Raw genomic sequence first — 19908 nt, 5'->3', positions numbered from 1 at the left:
ACCTCTTTTCAAATAATTCCGTTTGCCCGGATTCAAAATTTATACACTAATCCAACTCGGTTGAAAACTCCTTTCATGGAATATCCAAAAGGGATATTCTCCCCGCCGGACCATTCCTCCACATCCAAAGAATGGTGCTCTAAGTGCCTGTATCCCACTTCTGCACTTAGTCCAAAATGTTGATTGAATAGATATTGAAGCCCTGTAAATGCCTGCGCACCAATCCCAAAAGAAGCAGAATTATGGGACTTGAGATAGGAATATTCATCGGGATCTTTATAGGGAGCCGCTTCATATTCAGAATTTAAGAAGGCCACCGACACGATCGGGCCAGCTCCCCAAAAGAAGTCAAATTTCTGAAGACTGAAATTAAGTTTTGCTTTCGGTTCTAAAGAAAAATTTCTGAATGCATACGTGTTTTGGAAACTCGTTAAGGCATCCGGACTTGGCGGTATCACAAATGTAATTTGATATTGAGCCGTTTCTTTTGCCCCTTCATAACTGATTCCGGCTGATATCAGAAAATGGTCTGAGAGTTTATAATCCATTTCAACTCCAATAAGCGGATTCTTGTAGAAGTCGTTGGATAGAAGTCCAAAATTCTGTTGATGCGAATTCTGAGACAAAAAGTTGGTGTTCAATCGAATCGATGATTTTTCTAAATCATCATTTCCCTTAAAGATTTGGGAAACAGCTTGTTTTGGGAGCAGTAGTATTCCCATAATTATTAATGTAACCGGAATTGAGATATATTTTTTCATATGCTTGACCTTGATTAGCACCTATCTCTAAATAATAAATTTCCTGCTTTTTAGAAACTCTCTCTTATACATTGTACCGCCAGTAAGATCCAACCGGATATAAAAGCAACTCCGCCTATTGGAGTGATGGCGCCCAGCCAGCTAATGCCCGACAGACACAGCACATACAAGCTCCCGGAGAAGATCACGATACCGGCTAATATCAGTGATACGGGCCATGTAATCGTTATTTCAAACTGCGCCCCTATCAAAGCAATGAGTATCAATCCAAGAGCGTGCCAGGCATGATATTGAACCGCCGTTTGCCAGGTTTCAAGTCGTTCAGCAGAGAGTATGTTTTTTAAAGCATGAGCTCCAAATGCTCCGGCCGCTACCGCCAGGGCTAAAAGCACGGCTGCAATCGCAATAATGATCTTTGGATTAGACATCGAGTGTATGTTTATTTTGATAAAGCTTTTTTCTTTGTTCCACAAAAATTGCTCTACCTTTACTATTTCAAACTGTTAGATTAAATATCATGAAAATAGATGAAAGTAAAATGAAAGAAAGCCCGGGAATATTGAAGCGGCTGAAGCATGCTTTATTTTCGGGTTTATGGGCGCTTTCTCTCGCCTTCGTTTTGTTGAACTACTTTTCAAGAATACTTTTCATCAAATCCCTTGCTGATCCTCTGCTTATCGGATACATATTAGTTTGTATGGTTTTGGGATATCTCTACGGCGAGCGGTTTATTGAAACACTCGCGGTAAAAACAGACAACTGGTTCGATATAAGAAAGTTTTTCCGGTTTTAGTTTTACCCAGATACAAAACCAATTTTCTTATGAGTGCCATCACAAAAGGGTTTGGTTGAAGAGCCTCCACAGCGACAATAGCTCATCTTTTTACTGCAGGTTTCCCGGCCCGTTTCTTCACCAACCAAATCGTAGTTTCCTTCCACTAAAAAAGGAGCATTCTCATATAGGGTAACAGATAACTCGCCTCCTTTACCTTTCACTGGTTCGGTACGCAACCGTTCTACGTTGTAGCTCGTGTCAGCTTTAAAGTTGGCCTCTATATGAGAATTGTCGCACAACGGTTTGTTCTTGGATTTTCCACATCGGCACATTGCCACCCGGGTATCTTTGAGCACCACATTTCCATCCAGGTCTCTGATCGCCACTTCTCCATGGATATATAATGGACCGTCTTTTTGGATAGTGATCACATTTTGTTCCGGGGCTTGCTCCTTCTTCTCAGAGTTGATCCGCTCGTAGTGCAGCGCGCCGGTAGGACAGCGTTCTATCACTTCCGTCAGTTCCCCAACATTGGCCAGCTCCGGTTTTATCCACGGTTTTCTTTTAGGATCAAAAACATTTGGAAGTCCGCGTACACATTCCGCGGCATGTATACATCGTTCTTTATCCCAGGTTACTTTGATGTCTTCAGTAGAATAGGAGAGAATTTTTTCTTTCATGATAAACAGTTTAGACGTTTTCATCCGATGATACTGAAGCCTAATCATCAAACCAAACAGGCAAATCAATCAGAGATCAGGTCTTCTGCCTCGCTCAAAATGTTTGATATCTTTACATGATTAAACCTTAGTTCTTTAAGGATCTCTCTATTGGTTAATAACTGCCGGCAATGAATGATCTTGTTATTGAGCAGCAGCTGCTTTTCCTTTTTGGTAAGGCTTGCCAGGCAAGTAATTGGATGTATTTGCGTGCGTTCTACCAATACCTTTAAACCTTGTGCTTCCGGGTAATTCCAGCTCAGCAACTTCAAGTTCATGCAGGTGGCATACTCGATCGCCTCCTGGCTAAAACGCGTATTGGTAACGAGATATCCAATAGATTGCTTTGCTTTCAATTTCGGATCCAGCTTCCAGCTTTCGGCCACATCCTGAAAACGTGCCTGTACATAAAGTGGCACGGTTATATTGGAATGGTGTTTCTGCCGATTATGAAACTTACATTCCACCATCATGAGCTCCTGCTCGTTTTGAATGATCACATCCACCTCGTGTGAAACGCACTTTCCCTGTATTTTTTGGCCCACTTCGGTCCTATATCCAAGCTCTTTGAAGATCTCAGCTATCAGGATCTCAAAAGGATATCCGGAGGGGCCAAGCTCCAACAGCGACTCCTTCAGTTTATATCGCCCGGCTACTTTTTGGGATTTTTTCTTTATGAGCCGATACGCTTCCTGATAGATCTTCCTTGTGGTGATACCATCCCTGAAAAAACCACGCTTTTGCAGGTGGTCAACAACCGACTGTATGGTATGGGGCTCTGCCCCCGCATTTTGTAGGGAGCGCTTTAATTTATACAGGTCAAACTGTTCTCTGTCTCCTGTGGCTTTGATGACTTCAAATGATTTCATCCTCTGTCCCGGCTATTTATTACGTTGTTCTATTGTAGGCAAAAGTCGTTAATGAATTATGAATTTATACCACTTGTCGAACAAATCCTGAATAGCTACATTTTCCAAAAAGGAGGAACCATGAGCAAGCATGAGAAAATTGATTATGTAGAATTTCCGGCAAAAGACCTTGAGGCTACAAAGGTGTTTTTCAACAAAGCATTTGGCTGGAATTTTACTGACTACGGAGCGGATTATTGCGATTTTTCGGACGAGGGAATAAACGGTGGTTTCTTTCGGTCACCCAAAAAAGCCGCGACCGATGCGGGCAGTGCCCTTATCATTTTCTACAGTAAAGATTTGGAATCTACTCAACAAAAGATCGAACAAGCCGGGGGAATCATTATCAAACCCGCTTATAATTTTCCGGGAGGCCGACGGTTCCATTTCACCGAACCCAGTGGAAACGAGTTCGCAGTTTGGTCTGACCGATAACATCAATTCACATTCAAAAGCTGATTTTTGTCAGTATTTTGGCTACTATTTTCCTTTGACATACTAATTTAAACTACTTTCATTCATGCGTTTATCCCTCTTTTCTTTATTGGCCTTTTTAATGATCACCGGCTGCTCCAACTCTCCCGCCGACCGGGCTGCAAACTCCATCAACAAAGATTCCCTCTTAAGGCATATAGAGACGCTTTCTGATGACAGTTTCATAGGCCGTGCTACCGGAACCGCCGGCGAAGAGATGTCTGTGGATTACCTGATATCTGAATTTGAAAGAATGGGCGCAAAACCGGCCGCAGGAGATGGAAGTTACACCCAGGAATTTCCGCTTCTTGGCCAAACTACTTCAAACGCAAAAATGTCTGTCAGTACGGATGGCCGCACGCCTTTTGCCTTGCAATATTATGATGAATTCATGGCCTGGCCCGCCAATCAATCCGGGCAGGTTGACGTAAATAATGCCGAACTTGTGTACGTAGGATATGGAATTCAGGCTCCTGAAGAAGATTGGGATGATTTTAAAGATGTAGATGTGGAAGGCAAGATCATTGTGGTGAAAAATAATGATCCTGCATATGATCCTGACCTTTTTGGAGGAAATGCCCGCTTGTACTATGGTCGCTACGATTACAAATATGAAAAAGCCAAAGAACTTGGAGCTATCGGCGCCATCATCATACATACCGATGAAACAGCTGGCTATGGATGGAATGTAGTTGCCAATGGGTGGAGCCGTGAACGGTTTTACCTGAAGGGGGAAGGTGAAAATGCACAAGGAAATACCGAATTCAATGGGTGGATGACGCAACAAGCCAGTCGTTTGTTGTTTGAAGAAGCCGGGCTTAATCTGGACGATCTTATGGAAGCTGCCGACAGTCCCGACTTTGAACCCGTTCCCCTGAATGGTGTGAGAATGAACGTAAGTATGGATGCCAGCTATCGGGAGATCAGGGCTAAAAATGTTTTGGCAAAAGTTGAGGGAAATGATCCCGAACTCAAAGATGAATATTTGGTACTTACAGCCCACTTCGACCACCTTGGAATTACAACGCCCGTGGAAGGAGATTCAATTAATAATGGTGCTTCTGATAATGCTGCCGGTGTTGCCGCCTTGCTGGAAATGATGGAAGCTTATAAAGAAATTCAGCCGGTACTGAAGAGAAGCGTACTGGGTCTAGTGGTGAGTGCCGAAGAGGTAGGGCTGCTGGGTTCCCAATATTGGGCAGAACACCCCACGGTTCATCCCGGAAATGTAACAGCCAACATCAATTTGGATGGTATGAACGTGTATGGCAAAACCCGTGATGTAGTAGTTGTTGGATATGGCCGTACGTCTTTAAGCGACCTGTTAGAAGAAGAGGCTCAAAAACAAGGCCGCACTGTTGAGCCGGATCCTCATCCGGATCGTGGTTATTTTTACCGATCAGATCACTTTAATATGGCTAAAGTTGGAATTCCGGCGATTTTTCCAAATCCCGGCACCCAGTTCACCGATAAAGGTGAAGACTTTCTCGCTGTTCGCGACAGTATATCGGATGCCAATTACCATACCGTAAATGACGAGATCAATGAGTATTGGGACCTTTCCGGGGCTGAAATTGACACCCGATTATTTTTCCTCACAGGCTTCAGAGCGCTCAACCAGGAGGAAATGCAAAGCTGGAAAAGGGGTGATGAATTTGAGGCTACACGACTTAGGATGATAGAGGAAAGGCCATAATAAATTTTCATTGCCTTTGATGTGTATTCATACCCTACAAAGGGTTATTTTTAAATTGTTGATTAGGGTTATTTAGGAATTTGCGGTTCATAGAGATATGAGCCTTGCTTTAGGTTAAAAATCAGCATTTAAAAAAGACGAAAGCAACAGTAATATGGATGCTTATTGGAGATGGAATACACAAGAAGACCTGTTTGAGATCGGCGCACCGTTTTGGCACGATCTTTATCGGCATTTTGATCACTGTTTTATTTCAGAGGACCAGGCAAAAAGCTTTATGTATACCTCTGAAATTGTACGGATAAAGAAAGCGATCAACAATGCTTTGGTGCGTAAGACCGGGCTTCCTTTCGAAATACAAACCAACCATCAACTAAATGAATCTCCGGCCACAGTCACATTCCGCTGGAAGGGCCAAAGAATTACTGCTGAAGAACCTCTTGTCATTGGCAGTGTAACGAGCCCTGTATTCCGGAAACCTCAAAAATTACAACTGCCTAACCATCCTGAATTCTATCAGCAACTAATGGACAGTTTGCCGGATAGTGTTTTTTTCAAAGATCTGGAAAGCCGATTCATTGCTATCAATAAAGCCTGTGCAAAAAAATTAGGCCTCAAAAGTACTGATGAAGCTATCGGTAAAACGGATTTTGATTTCTTCAACCTTTCCCATGCTCAGGAAGCTTTTGAAGATGAGCAAAAGATCATTGAAACCGGTGAACCCATTATTCACAAAACCGAGAAAGAAGTCTATGCTGAAAAAGATAAGCCTACGACCTGGACTTCTACCAGCAAACTCCCATTATATGATGATCAAAATACCATTATTGGCACATTTGGGATTGCAACAGATGTAACTGAACAAAAAAGGGCCCTTCGGCAAAATGAGAGGCTCCGAACTCAGTTGCAGGCTGTTTTTGACACCGACCCAAACATGATCTTTATGAAAAACAGAGAGGGGGAATATCTTTTTGTGAATCAGTCTACGGCCGATTTTTACCAAATGGAAAAATCTGAGATCATTGGCAAAACCGATAAAGACCTTGGCTTATCTCCATCAATGGCCAAGCTTTTTTTAGAAACAGACCGCTTTGTAATCGATCATAACGAAACGGTTTATACCCCCGAAGATAAAACCACGAACCCCGCAGGAGAGGAAATTTGGAATAAGTCCATTAAGATTCCTTTTCAACATCATCAATCCGGAGAAACGGTTGCGCTTACCATTGTCACTGATATCACCAAACTAAAGAACAGAGAGTTAGAACTGAGTGAAACCTTGGATATTATCAGTCAACAGAATAAACGCCTCAAGAACTTTGCTCATATTGTATCTCACAACTTAAGGAATCACTCCGGTTCTATTTCAATGCTTATTGAATGTTTTAAAGGAGAAGATTCCCAGGATGAAAGAAAACAGCTGTTTGATCATCTTTGTATCGCCTCAGAAAGGCTAAAGGAAACTATTAAAGACTTAAATGAGATTATAGATGAGCAGTACAAGTCTGCAAAAATAGAGCGGGAAGTTAATCTTGTTGAGTTTATTAAAAAAACAAAAGAAGTGTTGACCACAGAGATCGATTCAAATGATGCAAAACTCATTGTACAGGTTCCCAAAAACTTCACTTTCAGCTATAATCCTGTATACCTTGAGAGTATCTTGTTGAATTTCTTCTCTAATGCTATCAAATACCGCCATCCAGACCGTTCTCCAATAGTTGAGGTGAACGCATATGAAAAAGACGATCATATTTGGCTTGAGATATCTGATAACGGAAAGGGCATAGATCTCCAGAAACACGGAGATGATCTGTTTGGTATGTATAAAACCTTCCATGATAACGACGATGCAAAAGGTATCGGGCTTTTTATCACCAAGAATCAAATTGAGAGCATGGGCGGACATATTGAAGTGAAAAGCACTCCGGGCGAGGGGACTAAATTTATCCTATGCCTCACATAACCGCAGATGGGTGGATAAAAAACAAACATATCCATTCTATTTGAATGTTTTGTATCTATAACATGAATGTTATTGCGCCCTAATGAGTTTAAGTAACTAGAGTTTAATCAAGAAAACATCAATGAAAATAGATATCTGGTCTGATGTAGTTTGCCCCTTTTGTTATATCGGCAAGCGGCATCTTGAGCAAGCGTTGGAAGAACTTTCCGACTTAGAAGTAGAAATAAACTGGAGAAGTTTCGAATTGGATCCGAATGCCCCTACACAATCCGATCTTGATATCTATGATACCCTTGCTAAGAAATACGGACGTGACCGAAATTGGGCTAAAGAGATGAATGCAAACATGGTTGAGATGGCCTCTGCAGCCGGTCTTAACTATGATATGGATGCCGTAAAACCCACCAATTCTTTTAATGCACATCAGTTACTACATTTAGCCAAATCTCATGGTAAACAAGATGAAATGAAGGAGGCATTGCTTTCAGCTTATTTCGTAGAAGGCAAACATGTGGGTGATTCGGAACAGCTTATCGAGATCGCAGAAAATGTTGGTATTGACAGTCATGAAGCCAAAGAAGTTTTGACAAAAAATTTGTATTCCAATCAGGTGATGAAGGACGTGGAGGAAGCTCATCGTATTGGAGTGCAGGGAGTCCCTTTCTTTTACATTAATGAAAAATATGGACTCTCCGGGGCACAACCGGTTTCTGTATTTATTGACGCCCTTAAACAAATTGATGCTGAAGAAAAGAATGTTATTTCTTAGGCTTTTAAAAGCCTCTGCGTCAACTTTTATATTTTTTTGAAATAGATTCAATTTCAACTCAAATAAATTTACTGTCATGAAAAAATTAGCATTACTACTTGTTACTGCTACTTTGTTCACTGCTTGTAATTCGTATGATTCTGCCAACCGGGCCGCTTTTGTTACCCTGTTAGGTAATGATACGTTAGCAGTTGAAGAATTCACGATAACTGATTCAACCATAACCACCCGGGTTATTTTACGAAGTCCCGAAACCCAAATTTCTACCTATGTAATGGAGTTTGATGAATACAGAGGTATGGAAAGCATGCTTCAGACCGACCATATTCCCTCGCTTGGTTTTTCGGATGAAGGAGCTACGGCCCGCAGTATCATCAAGAATGGGGATAGTCTCCGTGTAAGTACTTTAGGGGAAGACGGTGAAACCAACAGTTATATGGCTCCTTATGAACCGGGCACATTGCCATTTATAGATATGGTACACTGGCCTTTCGAGATAGCCTTCCGGAATGCCGTTGAAGCTGGCGAAGACACTGTTAGCCAGCCGATGCTTTCCGGTAACCGCATCTCAGATTTTGTGATCGCAACCATAGAAGGAGACTCCATGACCATTCGCCACCCCTTTCGGGGCGTCATGGGCGTAGATGTGACTGCAGAAGGGGGCATCCAAAACCTTGATGCCGGCTTAACTACCCGCAAACTTAAGGTCCATCGTGTTGACGATTTAGATATGAATGCTTTGGCTGAACGCTTTGCCCGGAACCCGGTCGGGGAACTTTCCGGGGCGGTTTCCGCCGAATTTCAGTTCAAAGGAACTAATTTTCGCGTTGATTTCGGTTCACCCCAAAAACGTGGAAGAGAGTTATTTGGAAATATCGTGCCCTGGGGCGAGCGTTGGAGAACAGGAGCCAACCGCGCTACTCATTTTTATACTTCTGAGGACCTTATGTTTGGTGATTTGGAAGTACCCGCCGGCGAGTATACCCTATTCACTATTCCTGAACCTGAAGGCGGTACTTTGATTATCAATAAACAAACCGGACAAAACGGGCAGACTTACGATGAATCAAGGGATCTCGGCCGGGTTCCTATGGAAATCAGTATCAAAGAAGATACAACAGAAGCTTTTACCATTACGGTTGAAGAGACTGAAGAGGGAGGGCGACTTAATCTGATCTGGGGCAACACCGTCTTTTACTCAGACTTTAGGGTTCAATAACAGTTTTCGCCAGATTTTTTGATTCGCCTTTCATATATGTGTGCTAACAAAAAAGGGAAGTCACTGCGACTTCCCTTTTTGTTTTTAATAATATGCTGATCAAGGTCAGATAGAGAGTTCCTTTTTGGCGTGGTCAAAAAAGGATTGATCCACAACAATCCGGCCACTGTTTTCGTCAATGATGATCTTATTCTTGCGGCGAACTTCTACTTGAGTTTGAGGAGGTAAGGCCATACCCAAGGCTGCGCCGCGATCCATTGCTACTACAGCCATTCCATTGGTCAACCCATTACGAAGGCGGTTATAGCTACGCAGGTAACGATCATCGATCTCTTCTTCTACTTCTTTGCGTTTTTCAAGCAGTTGGTCTTCCTCTTCCTGCGTTGATTTCACAACATCGTCAAGACTGCTGCTCTTTTCATCATATGCTTCCTTAGCCTCATCAAGTTCTTTTTGGGCTTCTTCAATTTCCGGGCCGATCGCTTCTTTGCGTTTTTCTATTTCCTGAAGACGAGATTCCGCATTTTCAATCACTTGCTTTTGTGCCTCAATTTCCTTGGTAAGGGCATCATACTCGCGGTTGTTACGAACATTCAGCTGCTGATCTTCATATTTCTCGATCTTCTCTTTTGCACTTTTCAGATCCAGCTGAAGGCTGTCATATTCAACTGTAAGGTTCTGGTCTTCTTCTTCCAGGCTATTTAATTTTGCCTCTTTTCGGGCAATGTCAGTCTCAAGATCGAGTACTTCTTCAGGAAGGTCGCCTCTCAATTGCTTTAATTCATCTATTCGACTGTCTATGTATTGTAGGTTGGCTAATTTTTGTAATACTTCTTTCATGGAGTGAGGTTCAACTTGGTTGAATAGTTTTCGGTTCAGGATCCGACACGTACACCTGCATCGGGTTGGTTTCAGTTCGGGTAACTGATACTTCAAGTTCTTCGAATGCAGCGCTTAATTCATTTTTTAAAGCTTCTGCAATGGGAAATTCGCTTTCATAATGTCCTACATCGAGCAGCAGGAAGTTCTCTTTCTCGGTAAAATATTCGTGGTATTTAATATCTGCTGTTACAAATGCCTGTGCTCCGGATGCAATGGCCTTATTCTTCAAAAATACTCCGGCTCCTCCACAAACGGCCACTTTTTCAATACGATCCACATCACCGGAATACCGGATGGCTCTCACATTCAATGCTTTTGAGACCAAGTGTAAAAATTCATTTTTTCCAATCCCTTCTTCAGGGTATTCCCCTATAACGCCCATACCAAAATTTTGCGAAGTGGAAGCCAGGTCTATCACCTGAAAACTTCCCTCTTTTAACATCCCTTCATTCTTCAAGGCTTTCTCAAGTACCGATACGTTATGCTGATCTATGATGGCTTCAAAGCACTTCAATCCCTCTTCACGGCTATCGACTTCGAAATAATGGGCTTCTTCAGCGGAATGATAATTCAACAATTTCAGGACAGCATCGCTATCACCATGAGTAGTGATAAGCCTTATCTTTCTGCTTATATCGTAATTTTTATCCAGGAAGCGAAGGTTATCGAGCCCGAGCATATTAGCCAATACAAAGGAAACGCCATCAAGAGCTGCATCCAGATTTGTATGGGCTACTAACAACCCAATATCATTTTTGATCAGCTTGTATATGATGCGCCCTTGCTCATCGGTTGGGTTAATGCTTCCAATTTTACTGAAAATAAGCGGGTGATGAGCAACGATCAGTTCGCAACCTTTTTCGATAGCTTCTGCTACCACTTTATCGGTCACATCAAGACAGGTAAGAATGGAAGAAACACTGGCCTCTGGGTCTCCTACAAGTAATCCGACGTTATCGTAATCCATTTTCACCTGAGGCGGTGCCCACTGATTGAGGAAGGTAGATATTTGCCGGATTTGGGTGGCCATGCTATCTATCCCCCTGTTGTTTATAACCCGACAACCTATCGAGGGGTGGAATTATGGATTTCAGTTTCGTCAATATCAAAAATTAACCAGTAATTACGATGTCTTAAGAGCTTCCAAAAATAAGGGTTATTCATGAATGATAAAAGCTTATCTTATGCTTAATTAGTGAAAATGCTAAAAAAAGTCTTCTTTTGTTATGAGTGATCAAGATATCGCCCAAAATCTTATAGCCATTCAGCAAAAAATTGAAGCCGCCGCTAAAGACGCGGGACGAGATCCAAAGGACATTACGCTGGTGGCGGTCAGTAAAACCAAACCTGTTGATGATATTTATACCGCTATCTCAGCAGGTCAGCTTCATTTTGGAGAAAACAGGATGAAGGAGCTGGAGGATAAAATGGCTGAAATAGATATGCCTGAAGTTGTCTGGCATTTTATTGGCAACCTCCAAACCAACAAGATCAAATATATTGCTGATCGCGTAAACTGGATTCATTCCGTAGAGAAAGCAAAGTACTTAAAGGAAATAGAGAAGCGGGCAGCACAGGCAAATCGAGTAGTGAATGCACTCATTCAGGTCAACATCAGTGATGAAAAACAAAAAGGCGGGTGTAAACCCGAAGACCTGTCTTCTATTTTAGAATCCGCTCAAGATTATAACCACGTTCAGGTTCGGGGTTTGATGGGCATGGCAACCTTTGCAGATGATCCTGAGGATGTCCGGCAGGAGTTTAAGTTGCTTAAAGAGCTTTTTGATGAACATCAAAAATACAACGAGGGAAGCGTTCAACTTGAACACCTTTCCATGGGAATGACCAACGACATGGAAGTGGCTATTCAGGAAGGAGCTACTATGGTAAGAATTGGAAGTGCCATATTTGGAGAGCGCAACTATGATTAACTTGACGCGTACTATTTTTCATTGTTAATTCCACTTATAATCAAATTCTACCGTTATGTTATTTGGACTCCCTTGGTTTGCCATTGTGGCTATCGTAGCCGTCGGCGGCGGACTCATTTATGCTTACAAAGAAAAGGAACTTGAAATGGAAGAAAAGCGAATGGGCAGTGCCCGTGAGCTAAAAGAATTGCGTCAGATCGTGCACAATTTGAAATCACGGGTAGAGACCCTTGAAGCCGCCTCTGCAGAAAGAAGATCCAGCCCATCAGATGACACAAAAAGCCCTTTAGGTGAGATAGAGATCGAAGAGGAATTTAAAGACACCTCTGAGCATACCGGTACAACTTCCAACATCAAAAACAATTTGAGGAACTGAAAGTATGTCGTTTGAAGAAATGGTAGTTGCCATAATTGCCCTTATTGGCGGAATAGGATTTGCCTCTTTTTTATTCTGGGGGGTATACAGTCTTATTAAACAGTGGATAAATCGTAAAGGAAGTGGTTCGAATCTTGACCCCCAGTTTTTTAAAGCACTTGGTGAGTTCAAGAAGAACACAGAACGACGGATCACAAACCTGGAAACTATTGTCGCAGAATTAGAGGAAGAAAATTACCGCCTTAGCGAATCCAGGGAACAAAAAACAATGGGAGAGATCGAAATTGAGGAAGAAGAGGTTCGAAGCAGCTCAAAAAATGATGATAAAAATGAAGGGAACCTGCGCAACATGTTAAATGAATAAATGTTATTTTAAATACGCTATTAAGGACGACTAAAAACACTGCTTTATGAAACTCACTCCGCTGGAAATTAAACAACAAACTTTTGAAAAAGGGCTTCGGGGATACGACACGGCAGATGTACAGGCTTTTTTAACACTGGTATCTAACGAGTTTGAGCACCTGCTGAATAAAAACAAGGAACTTGAGCAGGAGATCGAGAAGCTTAAAGATCGCGTAAAACATTACGAGCGCGTTGAGGATGCCCTTCATGAAACGCTTCAGACCGCAAAAGAATCTATGGAGCAGAAGGTTTCCGGGGCGCGCCAGGAAGCCAAAAGCATGATCGAAAAAGCGGAAATGGAAGCCGATGCCATTATTCAGGATGCCAACCACAATCGCCAACAAATTCGCCAAAGTATACTGCGCTTGCTGGATCGGAGGGAAGAGATCATAAATGGCATGACCAATTACCTGGAAAACGCTAAAAAATCCGTCGATCAATTTAGCAAAGATGAAATGGAAGTCTTTAAACTTCCTAAAGAAGAACCGCTGGAAGAATCCCTGGAAAGCTCAAAAAAATCAACAAGCAAACTTAAATTTATGCTTGATGAAAATGAACCGGAAGGTGATTCAGATAACCGCACTGCCAAAGAACAAAACGAAGAAGAGGAAGATCATGCCTTTCCTCCCGGCAGCGATCGCCTTGATGATATTTTAGATGAAATAGATTAGTACTTGGCGTATTTTCATTTCTATTAAAATCACTTCTGAAGTTATTCCAAAAAACACTTTATGAAATACGATACGGTTGAAGAATTCCGCCAGAAAAGGGACGAAGCAGTAGCATTCATCAAAAATGAAACTGACTTTCAGCCTGAGTATTTATTGATCCTTGGAACCGGACTCGGTCAGCTTGCAGACGAGATAGAAACCCAACACGTGATCAGTTACGACCAAATTCCTCATTTTCCCGTTTCAACGGTTGAAAGCCATGCGGGTAAACTCATTTTTGGCACTTTAGGAGGGAAGGAAGTGGTAGCCATGCAGGGCCGCTTCCATTATTATGAAGGCTACACCATGCAGCAAATTGCATTTCCGGTTAGGGTGGCTAAAGCTATTGGGGCGCAATCGCTTTTGGTAAGTAACGCGGCCGGCGGATTGAATCCGAATTTTCGTAAGGGTGATATTATGCTGATCAGGGATCATATTAATTTCCAGGGAGATAATCCCCTTATCGGACCCAACGATGAAGAACTGGGCCCCCGCTTTCCGGATATGAGCGAGCCTTACACCGAGCGCATGCTCGAATTGGCTGAAAATGTGGCCCTCGATCATTCTATAAAAATGCACCAGGGAGTGTATTTAGCCGTTACCGGTCCCATGCTGGAAACCAAAGCAGAATACCGGTATATGCGAAACCTGGGTGCCGATGTAGTAGGAATGAGCACCGTTCCTGAAGTTATTACGGCTGTGCACATGGGAATGGATGTTTTAGGGATTTCCGTGATCACTGATGAGTGCTTTCCGGATGCCCTTGAGCCTGTTGATATAGAAGATGTGTTAGCTGCAGCAGCTATGGCGGAGCCTAAAATGACCCAGGTAATTATTAGTGTTTTAGAGAGACTCTAACAACTATTTATCCACAAAAAGCGTTACTTTTCCACAAGGTCTTGCATTCCGTTATACAATTCCTTTTTTATAATAAACACCAACCAATTGCCTGCCTATATGCACCAGCATTTTGATGGATTCGACGACGAACAGTGGGATGAATTCAAATGGGAAGCTCACCTTAATGAAGTTGAGAAAAAGAGTGAACAGCTTCGAAAGTTTATAGCCTCAGATCCTAAAGGGAATACCCCGAGATGGATTACGCTTTTGCAAGAAAGTCAAAATGAAGACGATGCTTTTGAAGCTTATGTTGAAGAAGAGCTGCTCATGGACGAAGCTTATTTTCCCGAAGATGAAGATGATTGGGAAGATGAGGAGGATGAGTGGGACGATGAAGATTTTCTGTTTGGCTTTAACATGGATCAGGAAGACTTCATGGATTTTGACGAGGACGACGATCTCGATGATTTTGATGAAGGGGACGAATGGAAGAGCCTGAGCGACGACTACATGTACTCCGATTACGCCGAGTTGGAAAGCCTTGATATTTACCTCGATGCCAAAGACCTGGCAGTAGATATCCTGAAAATGGCAGAATCAATCCACCCAAAACATCAATCCAAAGAGTTCCAGGAATTTGTTGATGAGGTTTTGAAGATAGGTGCAAAAATTGCCGGGGGTCATTCTTTTGGTTTTGATCAGGACTATATCGGCGCTAATATTGCCTACTCCAAAAAAGCGCTGAATTGCGCCAACCATGCCCTCGAACTTCTTCAGAGCTTCAAGAAATCACTGTTCTCCAAAAAACTCTATCAAGATCTGCATGCCCGGTTGTTTGAGCTTCGAAATGATATTGGGATCTATATTCAGGAATTAAGGGATCAGTTTCGCCTGGGATTGGAGTAAAGACCTTCCACTGAGTGGAATCCCAAAATAAGTCAGAACCCCGATGATGCTAATTTTTGCGAATAATTAGCTTTTAAAAAAGAAAGGCGGACAGCCCGTCCGCCTAAATTCATAGTGATTGGAAGTTTGAACTAAAACCGGACGGACAAGCTGCCTGTCCTGCGTTGTACTAATCTTCCCAGATACCCACTTCTTTATTTCCTTCCGAGTCGGTAGCTGCACGAAACATGGAGCCGGTATTTGTTTTCATCGAGAAGTTGCCATATTTATCCACGGCTATAAAACCGGCATCTCCGGGCTCAAGTACATCATCTACCAGGTAATCCATGGACTGCTGCAAAGTAGCATTCTTAAACTTGTAGTAAGAAGCCAGCGTGTGTGCAGAAACATTCAGCATAATCCGCTCTCCCCAGCCTGTTGCTGACACCGCTACCTCATCGTTGGCATACGTTCCGGACCCTATGATGGGAACATCTCCCACACGGCCGAATTTCTTGTTCGTCATACCGCCGGTTGATGTGGCTGCCGCCAGGTTTCCATTTTTATCTTTGGCAACCGCTCCAACGGTTCCATATTTCCAGGCTTTCTCTTCCGGAGTGTCAAGCAAATTGCTCGATTCTTGTTTCTCACGTTCCAGGGCTCTTTGCAAAGACTGATATCTACTTTCGGTAAAAAAATATTCCGGGTCTACCCGTTCAACCTCCACCTGATCGGCAAATGCTTCAGCACCCGCTGCAGAGAAAAACACATGCTTCGATTCTGTCATCACTTTGCGGGCCAGAGATACTGGATTCTTCACGGTTGTTACTCCGGTTATTGCTCCCGCATTAAGTGTTGAACCGTCCATGATGGCAGCATCCAACTCATTTTTTCCTTCTGAAGTAAAAACCGCTCCCTTTCCGGCATTGTACAATTCATTATCCTCAAGGTAATTCACTGTTTTCTCGATTGCGTCCAGGGCTGAGCCTCCGTTTTCCAATATCTCAGAACCTATTGCCAACGCTTCTTCAAGAGATTCGAGATAAGCTTGCTTTCTGTCCTCCGGCATATCTTTTGATACATAACCGGCACCTCCATGTAATGCAATGGCCCATTCTTTGGTTTGCTGATTGGAATTACCCGACTGCTCAGATTGCTGGCAACCAATCATCAGCAACATGATTGAAAAGGTAAAGATCGTAGTTAGTTTTCTCATAGCTTTAATTGATTAGGTTTCAAGAGATTATACCACAGATTTATTCAAGATTAAAGCATTGCTTTCCTGATTTACTCATTTTAAACCCATGAAAATTTCATTCGTCGAGTAATTAACTCCATTCATCGAAAAAATTTCTTCGGATTCGATTACCTTCATTTCTTTGAGGCACAACCTCAACAAATGCTTTAATCATGAGACAAACTCTACCCAAACTTGCAATTTTAATTGTTCTGATATTTTCTATGTCAGGCTGTTTTTTGAAATCGGTTCACCCCCTTATTGCTTCTAAAGATGCCATTTTCGTGGATGGGCTTGATGGTGTGTATGAAACGGAAGACCAGCGCTGGACCTTTGCTTCTGATAAAAATCCGAAAATGGTTGCTGACTTGATGCGGCAATATCCGGACGAAGACATCTCTTTTGATCCCGGTGAAGAAGACAGTCTTGGAATGAATGCTTATTTAGTACTTTTTGAGAACAAACAGGCTGTTAATTCAAAACCCACCTTATTTTTAGGTATGATAGGAGAAATTAATGGAGACAGATTCCTCAATCTAAAGATCCTTGATGTCGATCTGGGTTTGAGTTCTGCTTTTGTGGAGTCTCACCGATTTAATGTAAATACCTTTTCTCGTTTTCAGCTCAAAGGGAATGAATTGACCATGGAACCCCTCGCAAGCTCATGGATCAAAGATCAAATTCAGAATAATCGAATTCGCATTAAACATGAAGTCGTAGTTTCAGAATTCGATGATTCCAATGAAATACTGGTTACTGCCTCCACCAAAGAGTTGCGTCAGTTTATTGAAAAGTACGGCAAGGTAAAGGATGCATATGAAGACCCTATTATTCTAAAGCGAACTGATTATGAAGCTCCCTAAAATTAATGTTAAAAAACTTCTCAGTTACTTCCTTTTCTGGGCGGTTTCATTTTATATAGCACTAGAAGCCTTTAGCCGAACCGGTGAAGTTCGAACTATTGATGTGATATATACCTTTTTGTTTTTGCTTCCTTTTGTTATCGTCGTCACCATCCATTCCTATCACTTCATCCCAAATTATTTGGCAAAATCACGGTTTTGGTTGTACAGCTTAAGCATGTTTTTGCTGATTCTTTTTCCCATGTCTCTGTATCACATTTCATTTCGATATCTCTCTGAGTGGCTTTTTCCCAATTATTATCTGGTGGGTGTTTACACTCCCCTGGAGGTGATTGGATTTGCCATCTTATTTCTGTTGGTAAGTTCTTCGCTGGAATTTGCCCGCTCTTGGTTTGAAGGTGTTCAAGCCAAAAACCGGGTTGCTGAACTTGAGACAGAGAAAGTAGCTTCCGAATTGAAAGCCTTACGAGCTCAGGTTAACCCCCATTTTTTATTTAATTCTTTGAATACAATCTACAATGAGGCGTTAAAAAAATCCCAAAAAGCGCCGGAACTTATTCTCAAACTTTCGGAGATGCTACGATACGTGGTGGATAAAATGGAGGAAGATCAGGTTTTGCTGACAGAAGAGGTAGCCTACATTCGAAATTTCGTTGAATTGCATAAAGAGCGGCTGAATGATCCCACAAAAGTTCACTTTATTTTAGACGGCGAGATCAGTTCACAAAAAATTGCACCTTTGTTGCTAATCAATTTCATCGAAAACAGTTTTAAACATGCCGACCTTACAGACGAGAATGCCTTCATTGCTATTAAAATTTTGGTACTGGGAAAGCAACTTACATTAACGTGCTCAAATACGTTTTTCATAGATTCGCCCCGAACACAAAACGGAGTAGGATCCGGAATTGAAAATGCAAAACGCAGGCTTGCACTTGCATATCCCAATCGACATTCTCTGGAGATTAAGAAAAGTGAAAGCACCTATAATTTGGAATTAAAACTGGAGCTGGATTAATGCGCTGTCTTATCATCGACGACGAACCCGCTGCCCGCGACATTCTACGAACCTACATTAAAGATACCGACGAGCTGGAATTGATCGGTGAGTGCAAGGATGCCCTTGAAGCCCGGTCGGTACTGAAGGAAAATAAAGTCGACCTGCTTTTTCTTGATATAAATATGCCCCGTTTGTCAGGAATTGAATTTCTTAAAAGCCTGGTCCATCCTCCCAAAGTAATTTTCACGACGGCCTATTCTGAATACGCCCTGGAAGGCTATGACTTAGATGTAGTGGATTACTTACTGAAACCTTTTTCGTTCGACCGTTTTTTGAAGGCGGTGGAAAAAGCATCTCGCTCGTTAACCGATTCAAATTCTGCTGATGGATACATCACCATAAAAGCCGATGGAAAATTATTTCGTGTGGCTTTCCAGGATATTTTGTTTGCGGAAAGCAGCGGGGATTACATCACGGTTCATACCAAAGAACAAAAAATTACATTCTACCAAACGCTTACGGAATTTTGTGGTCAGCTTCCGGAAGATCAGTTTATTCGCATTCACCGATCCCACCTTGTATCACTCGGCCACATTGATTTTGTGGAAGGCAATTTGGTGCACATCCATAAAAAGCAGTTCCCTATCGGAAAATCATACCGGGAAGATTTTTTAAGAAAATATACTGCATAAAAAAAGGCGGTCGCTTTCAACGACCGCCTTTTGTTTTCGGGGTACAAATAGGAGCTAATTTTATGCCTCAGCAGGTACTTGCTCAACTACCTGAACATTCATGTGCAGCTTCACATTGTCGCCAACAACTACGTTACCGGCTTCAGTTACTGCATTCCATTTCAGGTTGAATTCCTTACGGTTGATGGTTCCGTTGATCTCAAATCCGGCTTTGGTCTGGCCGTATGGATCGCCAACGGTTCCGCCGTGCGTTACATCCAGCGTAATTTCTTTGGTTACGTCGCGGATGGTCAGATTACCGGTGAGTTCGTACTCATCACCACCGGTATTTTTGAATGAGGTAGATTCAAATTTCATTTTTGGGAATTTCTCTGCATTGAAGAAATCATCTGATTTCAGATGCGTGTCGCGATCTTTCTGATTCGTGTCGATGCTGTCAATATCAGCTTCAAAAGTTACTTTTGCACCTTCAAAAGAATCTCCTTCGGTTTCAACCGAACCGTTAAAAGAACGGAAGTAGCCGGTAACAGTTGAGATCACAAGATGCTTTACTTTAAATTGTATTTCTGAATGAGTAGGGTCAATATTCCAGGTTGCCATAATTGAATAATTTATATTGATTAGTATTAAATAGTTTAATGTTGAACTAATTTAATCATTCATAACTTCTCCTCACAATAGAAAGTTCCTATCAACGCCATATAAAAATTAAGTAAACACTTTTTTACAGTTCAAAAGCTATTGACCCTCAAACGCTTTTGGGTATTTTTGAGTTCTTTAGATTCATATTCATTCATCAATAT

Annotated in this window: 23 protein-coding genes; 15 read left to right on the top strand and 8 right to left on the bottom strand. The window is 42.1% G+C overall.

Annotation, left to right across the window (positions count from 1 at the left end; all coding sequences use genetic code 11):
* Positions 1 to 32: 32 nt before the first annotated feature.
* Positions 33 to 761, bottom strand: coding sequence for a porin family protein (locus tag B151_RS0110240; RefSeq protein ID WP_083909898.1), 729 nt, complete (start codon positions 759 to 761; stop codon positions 33 to 35).
* A gap of 50 nt (positions 762 to 811) precedes the next feature.
* Positions 812 to 1189, bottom strand: coding sequence for a DUF423 domain-containing protein (locus tag B151_RS0110235; RefSeq protein WP_020403537.1), 378 nt, complete (start codon positions 1187 to 1189; stop codon positions 812 to 814).
* An 89-nt stretch (positions 1190 to 1278) separates the two neighbouring features.
* Here B151_RS0110235 and B151_RS0110230 point away from each other — a divergent pair, with 89 nt between their 5' ends.
* Positions 1279 to 1554 carry a hypothetical protein gene (locus tag B151_RS0110230; protein ID WP_020403536.1) on the top strand — a complete coding sequence of 92 codons (276 nt, stop codon included), beginning with the start codon at positions 1279 to 1281 and terminating at the stop codon, positions 1552 to 1554.
* Between the two features lie 2 nt (positions 1555 to 1556).
* Here B151_RS0110230 and B151_RS0110225 read toward each other — a convergent pair whose 3' ends face one another.
* The gene (locus B151_RS0110225) at positions 1557 to 2216 is read right to left on the bottom strand and encodes a CDGSH iron-sulfur domain-containing protein (RefSeq protein WP_026166609.1); all 660 of its coding nucleotides are present in this window, start codon (positions 2214 to 2216) and stop codon (positions 1557 to 1559) included.
* Between the two features lie 65 nt (positions 2217 to 2281).
* Positions 2282 to 3124 (bottom strand): restriction endonuclease, encoded by an 843-nt coding sequence (locus B151_RS0110220; RefSeq protein ID WP_020403534.1) that lies wholly within the window; start codon positions 3122 to 3124, stop codon positions 2282 to 2284.
* A 120-nt stretch (positions 3125 to 3244) separates the two neighbouring features.
* Between B151_RS0110220 and B151_RS0110215 the strand changes: the two genes are divergently transcribed.
* The 5 genes from B151_RS0110215 to B151_RS0110195 all read left to right on the top strand — a co-directional run bounded on the left by B151_RS0110215 (position 3245) and on the right by B151_RS0110195 (position 9284).
* Entirely contained in the window at positions 3245 to 3598 is a 354-nt protein-coding gene (locus B151_RS0110215) for a VOC family protein (RefSeq protein ID WP_026166608.1), read from the top strand.
* Positions 3599 to 3683: 85 nt separating this feature from the next.
* Positions 3684 to 5333 carry a M28 family peptidase gene (locus B151_RS0110210; RefSeq protein WP_020403532.1) on the top strand — a complete coding sequence of 550 codons (1650 nt, stop codon included), beginning with the start codon at positions 3684 to 3686 and terminating at the stop codon, positions 5331 to 5333.
* A 154-nt stretch (positions 5334 to 5487) separates the two neighbouring features.
* On the top strand, positions 5488 to 7296 hold the full coding sequence (locus tag B151_RS19560) for a PAS domain-containing sensor histidine kinase (protein WP_020403531.1): 1809 nt from the start codon (positions 5488 to 5490) through the stop codon (positions 7294 to 7296).
* A 121-nt stretch (positions 7297 to 7417) separates the two neighbouring features.
* Positions 7418 to 8065 carry a DsbA family oxidoreductase gene (locus B151_RS18450; protein WP_020403530.1) on the top strand — a complete coding sequence of 216 codons (648 nt, stop codon included), beginning with the start codon at positions 7418 to 7420 and terminating at the stop codon, positions 8063 to 8065.
* A gap of 76 nt (positions 8066 to 8141) precedes the next feature.
* Entirely contained in the window at positions 8142 to 9284 is a 1143-nt protein-coding gene (locus B151_RS0110195; protein ID WP_020403529.1) for a DUF2911 domain-containing protein, read from the top strand.
* 105 nt (positions 9285 to 9389) lie between these two features.
* On the opposite strand, the gene B151_RS0110190 is transcribed toward B151_RS0110195, so the two are convergent.
* Positions 9390 to 10124: a zinc ribbon domain-containing protein gene (locus tag B151_RS0110190; RefSeq protein WP_020403528.1), complete on the bottom strand. Its 735-nt coding sequence runs from the start codon at positions 10122 to 10124 to the stop codon at positions 9390 to 9392.
* A 10-nt stretch (positions 10125 to 10134) separates the two neighbouring features.
* Positions 10135 to 11196 carry a Nif3-like dinuclear metal center hexameric protein gene (locus B151_RS0110185; protein WP_020403527.1) on the bottom strand — a complete coding sequence of 354 codons (1062 nt, stop codon included), beginning with the start codon at positions 11194 to 11196 and terminating at the stop codon, positions 10135 to 10137.
* 196 nt (positions 11197 to 11392) lie between these two features.
* Here B151_RS0110185 and B151_RS0110180 point away from each other — a divergent pair, with 196 nt between their 5' ends.
* The 6 genes from B151_RS0110180 to B151_RS0110155 all read left to right on the top strand — a co-directional run bounded on the left by B151_RS0110180 (position 11393) and on the right by B151_RS0110155 (position 15334).
* On the top strand, positions 11393 to 12097 hold the full coding sequence (locus tag B151_RS0110180; RefSeq protein WP_020403526.1) for a YggS family pyridoxal phosphate-dependent enzyme: 705 nt from the start codon (positions 11393 to 11395) through the stop codon (positions 12095 to 12097).
* A 55-nt stretch (positions 12098 to 12152) separates the two neighbouring features.
* A complete protein-coding gene (locus B151_RS0110175; protein ID WP_020403525.1) occupies positions 12153 to 12473 on the top strand; it encodes a hypothetical protein in 321 nt (106 codons plus the stop codon).
* Positions 12474 to 12477: 4 nt separating this feature from the next.
* Positions 12478 to 12837 carry a hypothetical protein gene (locus B151_RS0110170; RefSeq protein ID WP_020403524.1) on the top strand — a complete coding sequence of 120 codons (360 nt, stop codon included), beginning with the start codon at positions 12478 to 12480 and terminating at the stop codon, positions 12835 to 12837.
* A gap of 46 nt (positions 12838 to 12883) precedes the next feature.
* Positions 12884 to 13549, top strand: coding sequence for a DivIVA domain-containing protein (locus B151_RS0110165; protein ID WP_020403523.1), 666 nt, complete (start codon positions 12884 to 12886; stop codon positions 13547 to 13549).
* 60 nt (positions 13550 to 13609) lie between these two features.
* A complete protein-coding gene (locus B151_RS0110160) occupies positions 13610 to 14446 on the top strand; it encodes a purine-nucleoside phosphorylase (RefSeq protein ID WP_020403522.1) in 837 nt (278 codons plus the stop codon).
* 99 nt (positions 14447 to 14545) lie between these two features.
* Positions 14546 to 15334, top strand: coding sequence for a hypothetical protein (locus B151_RS0110155; protein ID WP_020403521.1), 789 nt, complete (start codon positions 14546 to 14548; stop codon positions 15332 to 15334).
* A gap of 169 nt (positions 15335 to 15503) precedes the next feature.
* On the opposite strand, the gene B151_RS0110150 is transcribed toward B151_RS0110155, so the two are convergent.
* A complete protein-coding gene (locus B151_RS0110150; RefSeq protein WP_026166607.1) occupies positions 15504 to 16529 on the bottom strand; it encodes an isoaspartyl peptidase/L-asparaginase family protein in 1026 nt (341 codons plus the stop codon).
* Between the two features lie 194 nt (positions 16530 to 16723).
* Here B151_RS0110150 and B151_RS0110140 point away from each other — a divergent pair, with 194 nt between their 5' ends.
* From B151_RS0110140 to B151_RS0110130, 3 genes are read left to right on the top strand one after another with little or no spacing between them, the layout of a single operon-like run.
* Positions 16724 to 17413: a hypothetical protein gene (locus tag B151_RS0110140; protein WP_020403519.1), complete on the top strand. Its 690-nt coding sequence runs from the start codon at positions 16724 to 16726 to the stop codon at positions 17411 to 17413.
* On the top strand, positions 17400 to 18431 hold the full coding sequence (locus B151_RS18445; protein WP_020403518.1) for a sensor histidine kinase: 1032 nt from the start codon (positions 17400 to 17402) through the stop codon (positions 18429 to 18431). The genes B151_RS0110140 and B151_RS18445 overlap by 14 nt, the downstream gene beginning before the upstream one ends.
* Positions 18431 to 19105 carry a LytR/AlgR family response regulator transcription factor gene (locus B151_RS0110130; RefSeq protein ID WP_020403517.1) on the top strand — a complete coding sequence of 225 codons (675 nt, stop codon included), beginning with the start codon at positions 18431 to 18433 and terminating at the stop codon, positions 19103 to 19105. The genes B151_RS18445 and B151_RS0110130 overlap by 1 nt, the downstream gene beginning before the upstream one ends.
* Before the next feature lie 60 nt (positions 19106 to 19165).
* On the opposite strand, the gene B151_RS0110125 is transcribed toward B151_RS0110130, so the two are convergent.
* Positions 19166 to 19705: a YceI family protein gene (locus B151_RS0110125; RefSeq protein WP_020403516.1), complete on the bottom strand. Its 540-nt coding sequence runs from the start codon at positions 19703 to 19705 to the stop codon at positions 19166 to 19168.
* Positions 19706 to 19908: the final 203 nt, after the last annotated feature.

The organism is Gracilimonas tropica DSM 19535, assembly GCF_000375425.1.
Classification (GTDB): Bacteria; Bacteroidota; Rhodothermia; order Balneolales; family Balneolaceae; genus Gracilimonas; species Gracilimonas tropica.
Note: the sequence above shows the minus strand (reverse complement) of the source record. Positions and strands in the feature narration are given on the sequence as shown.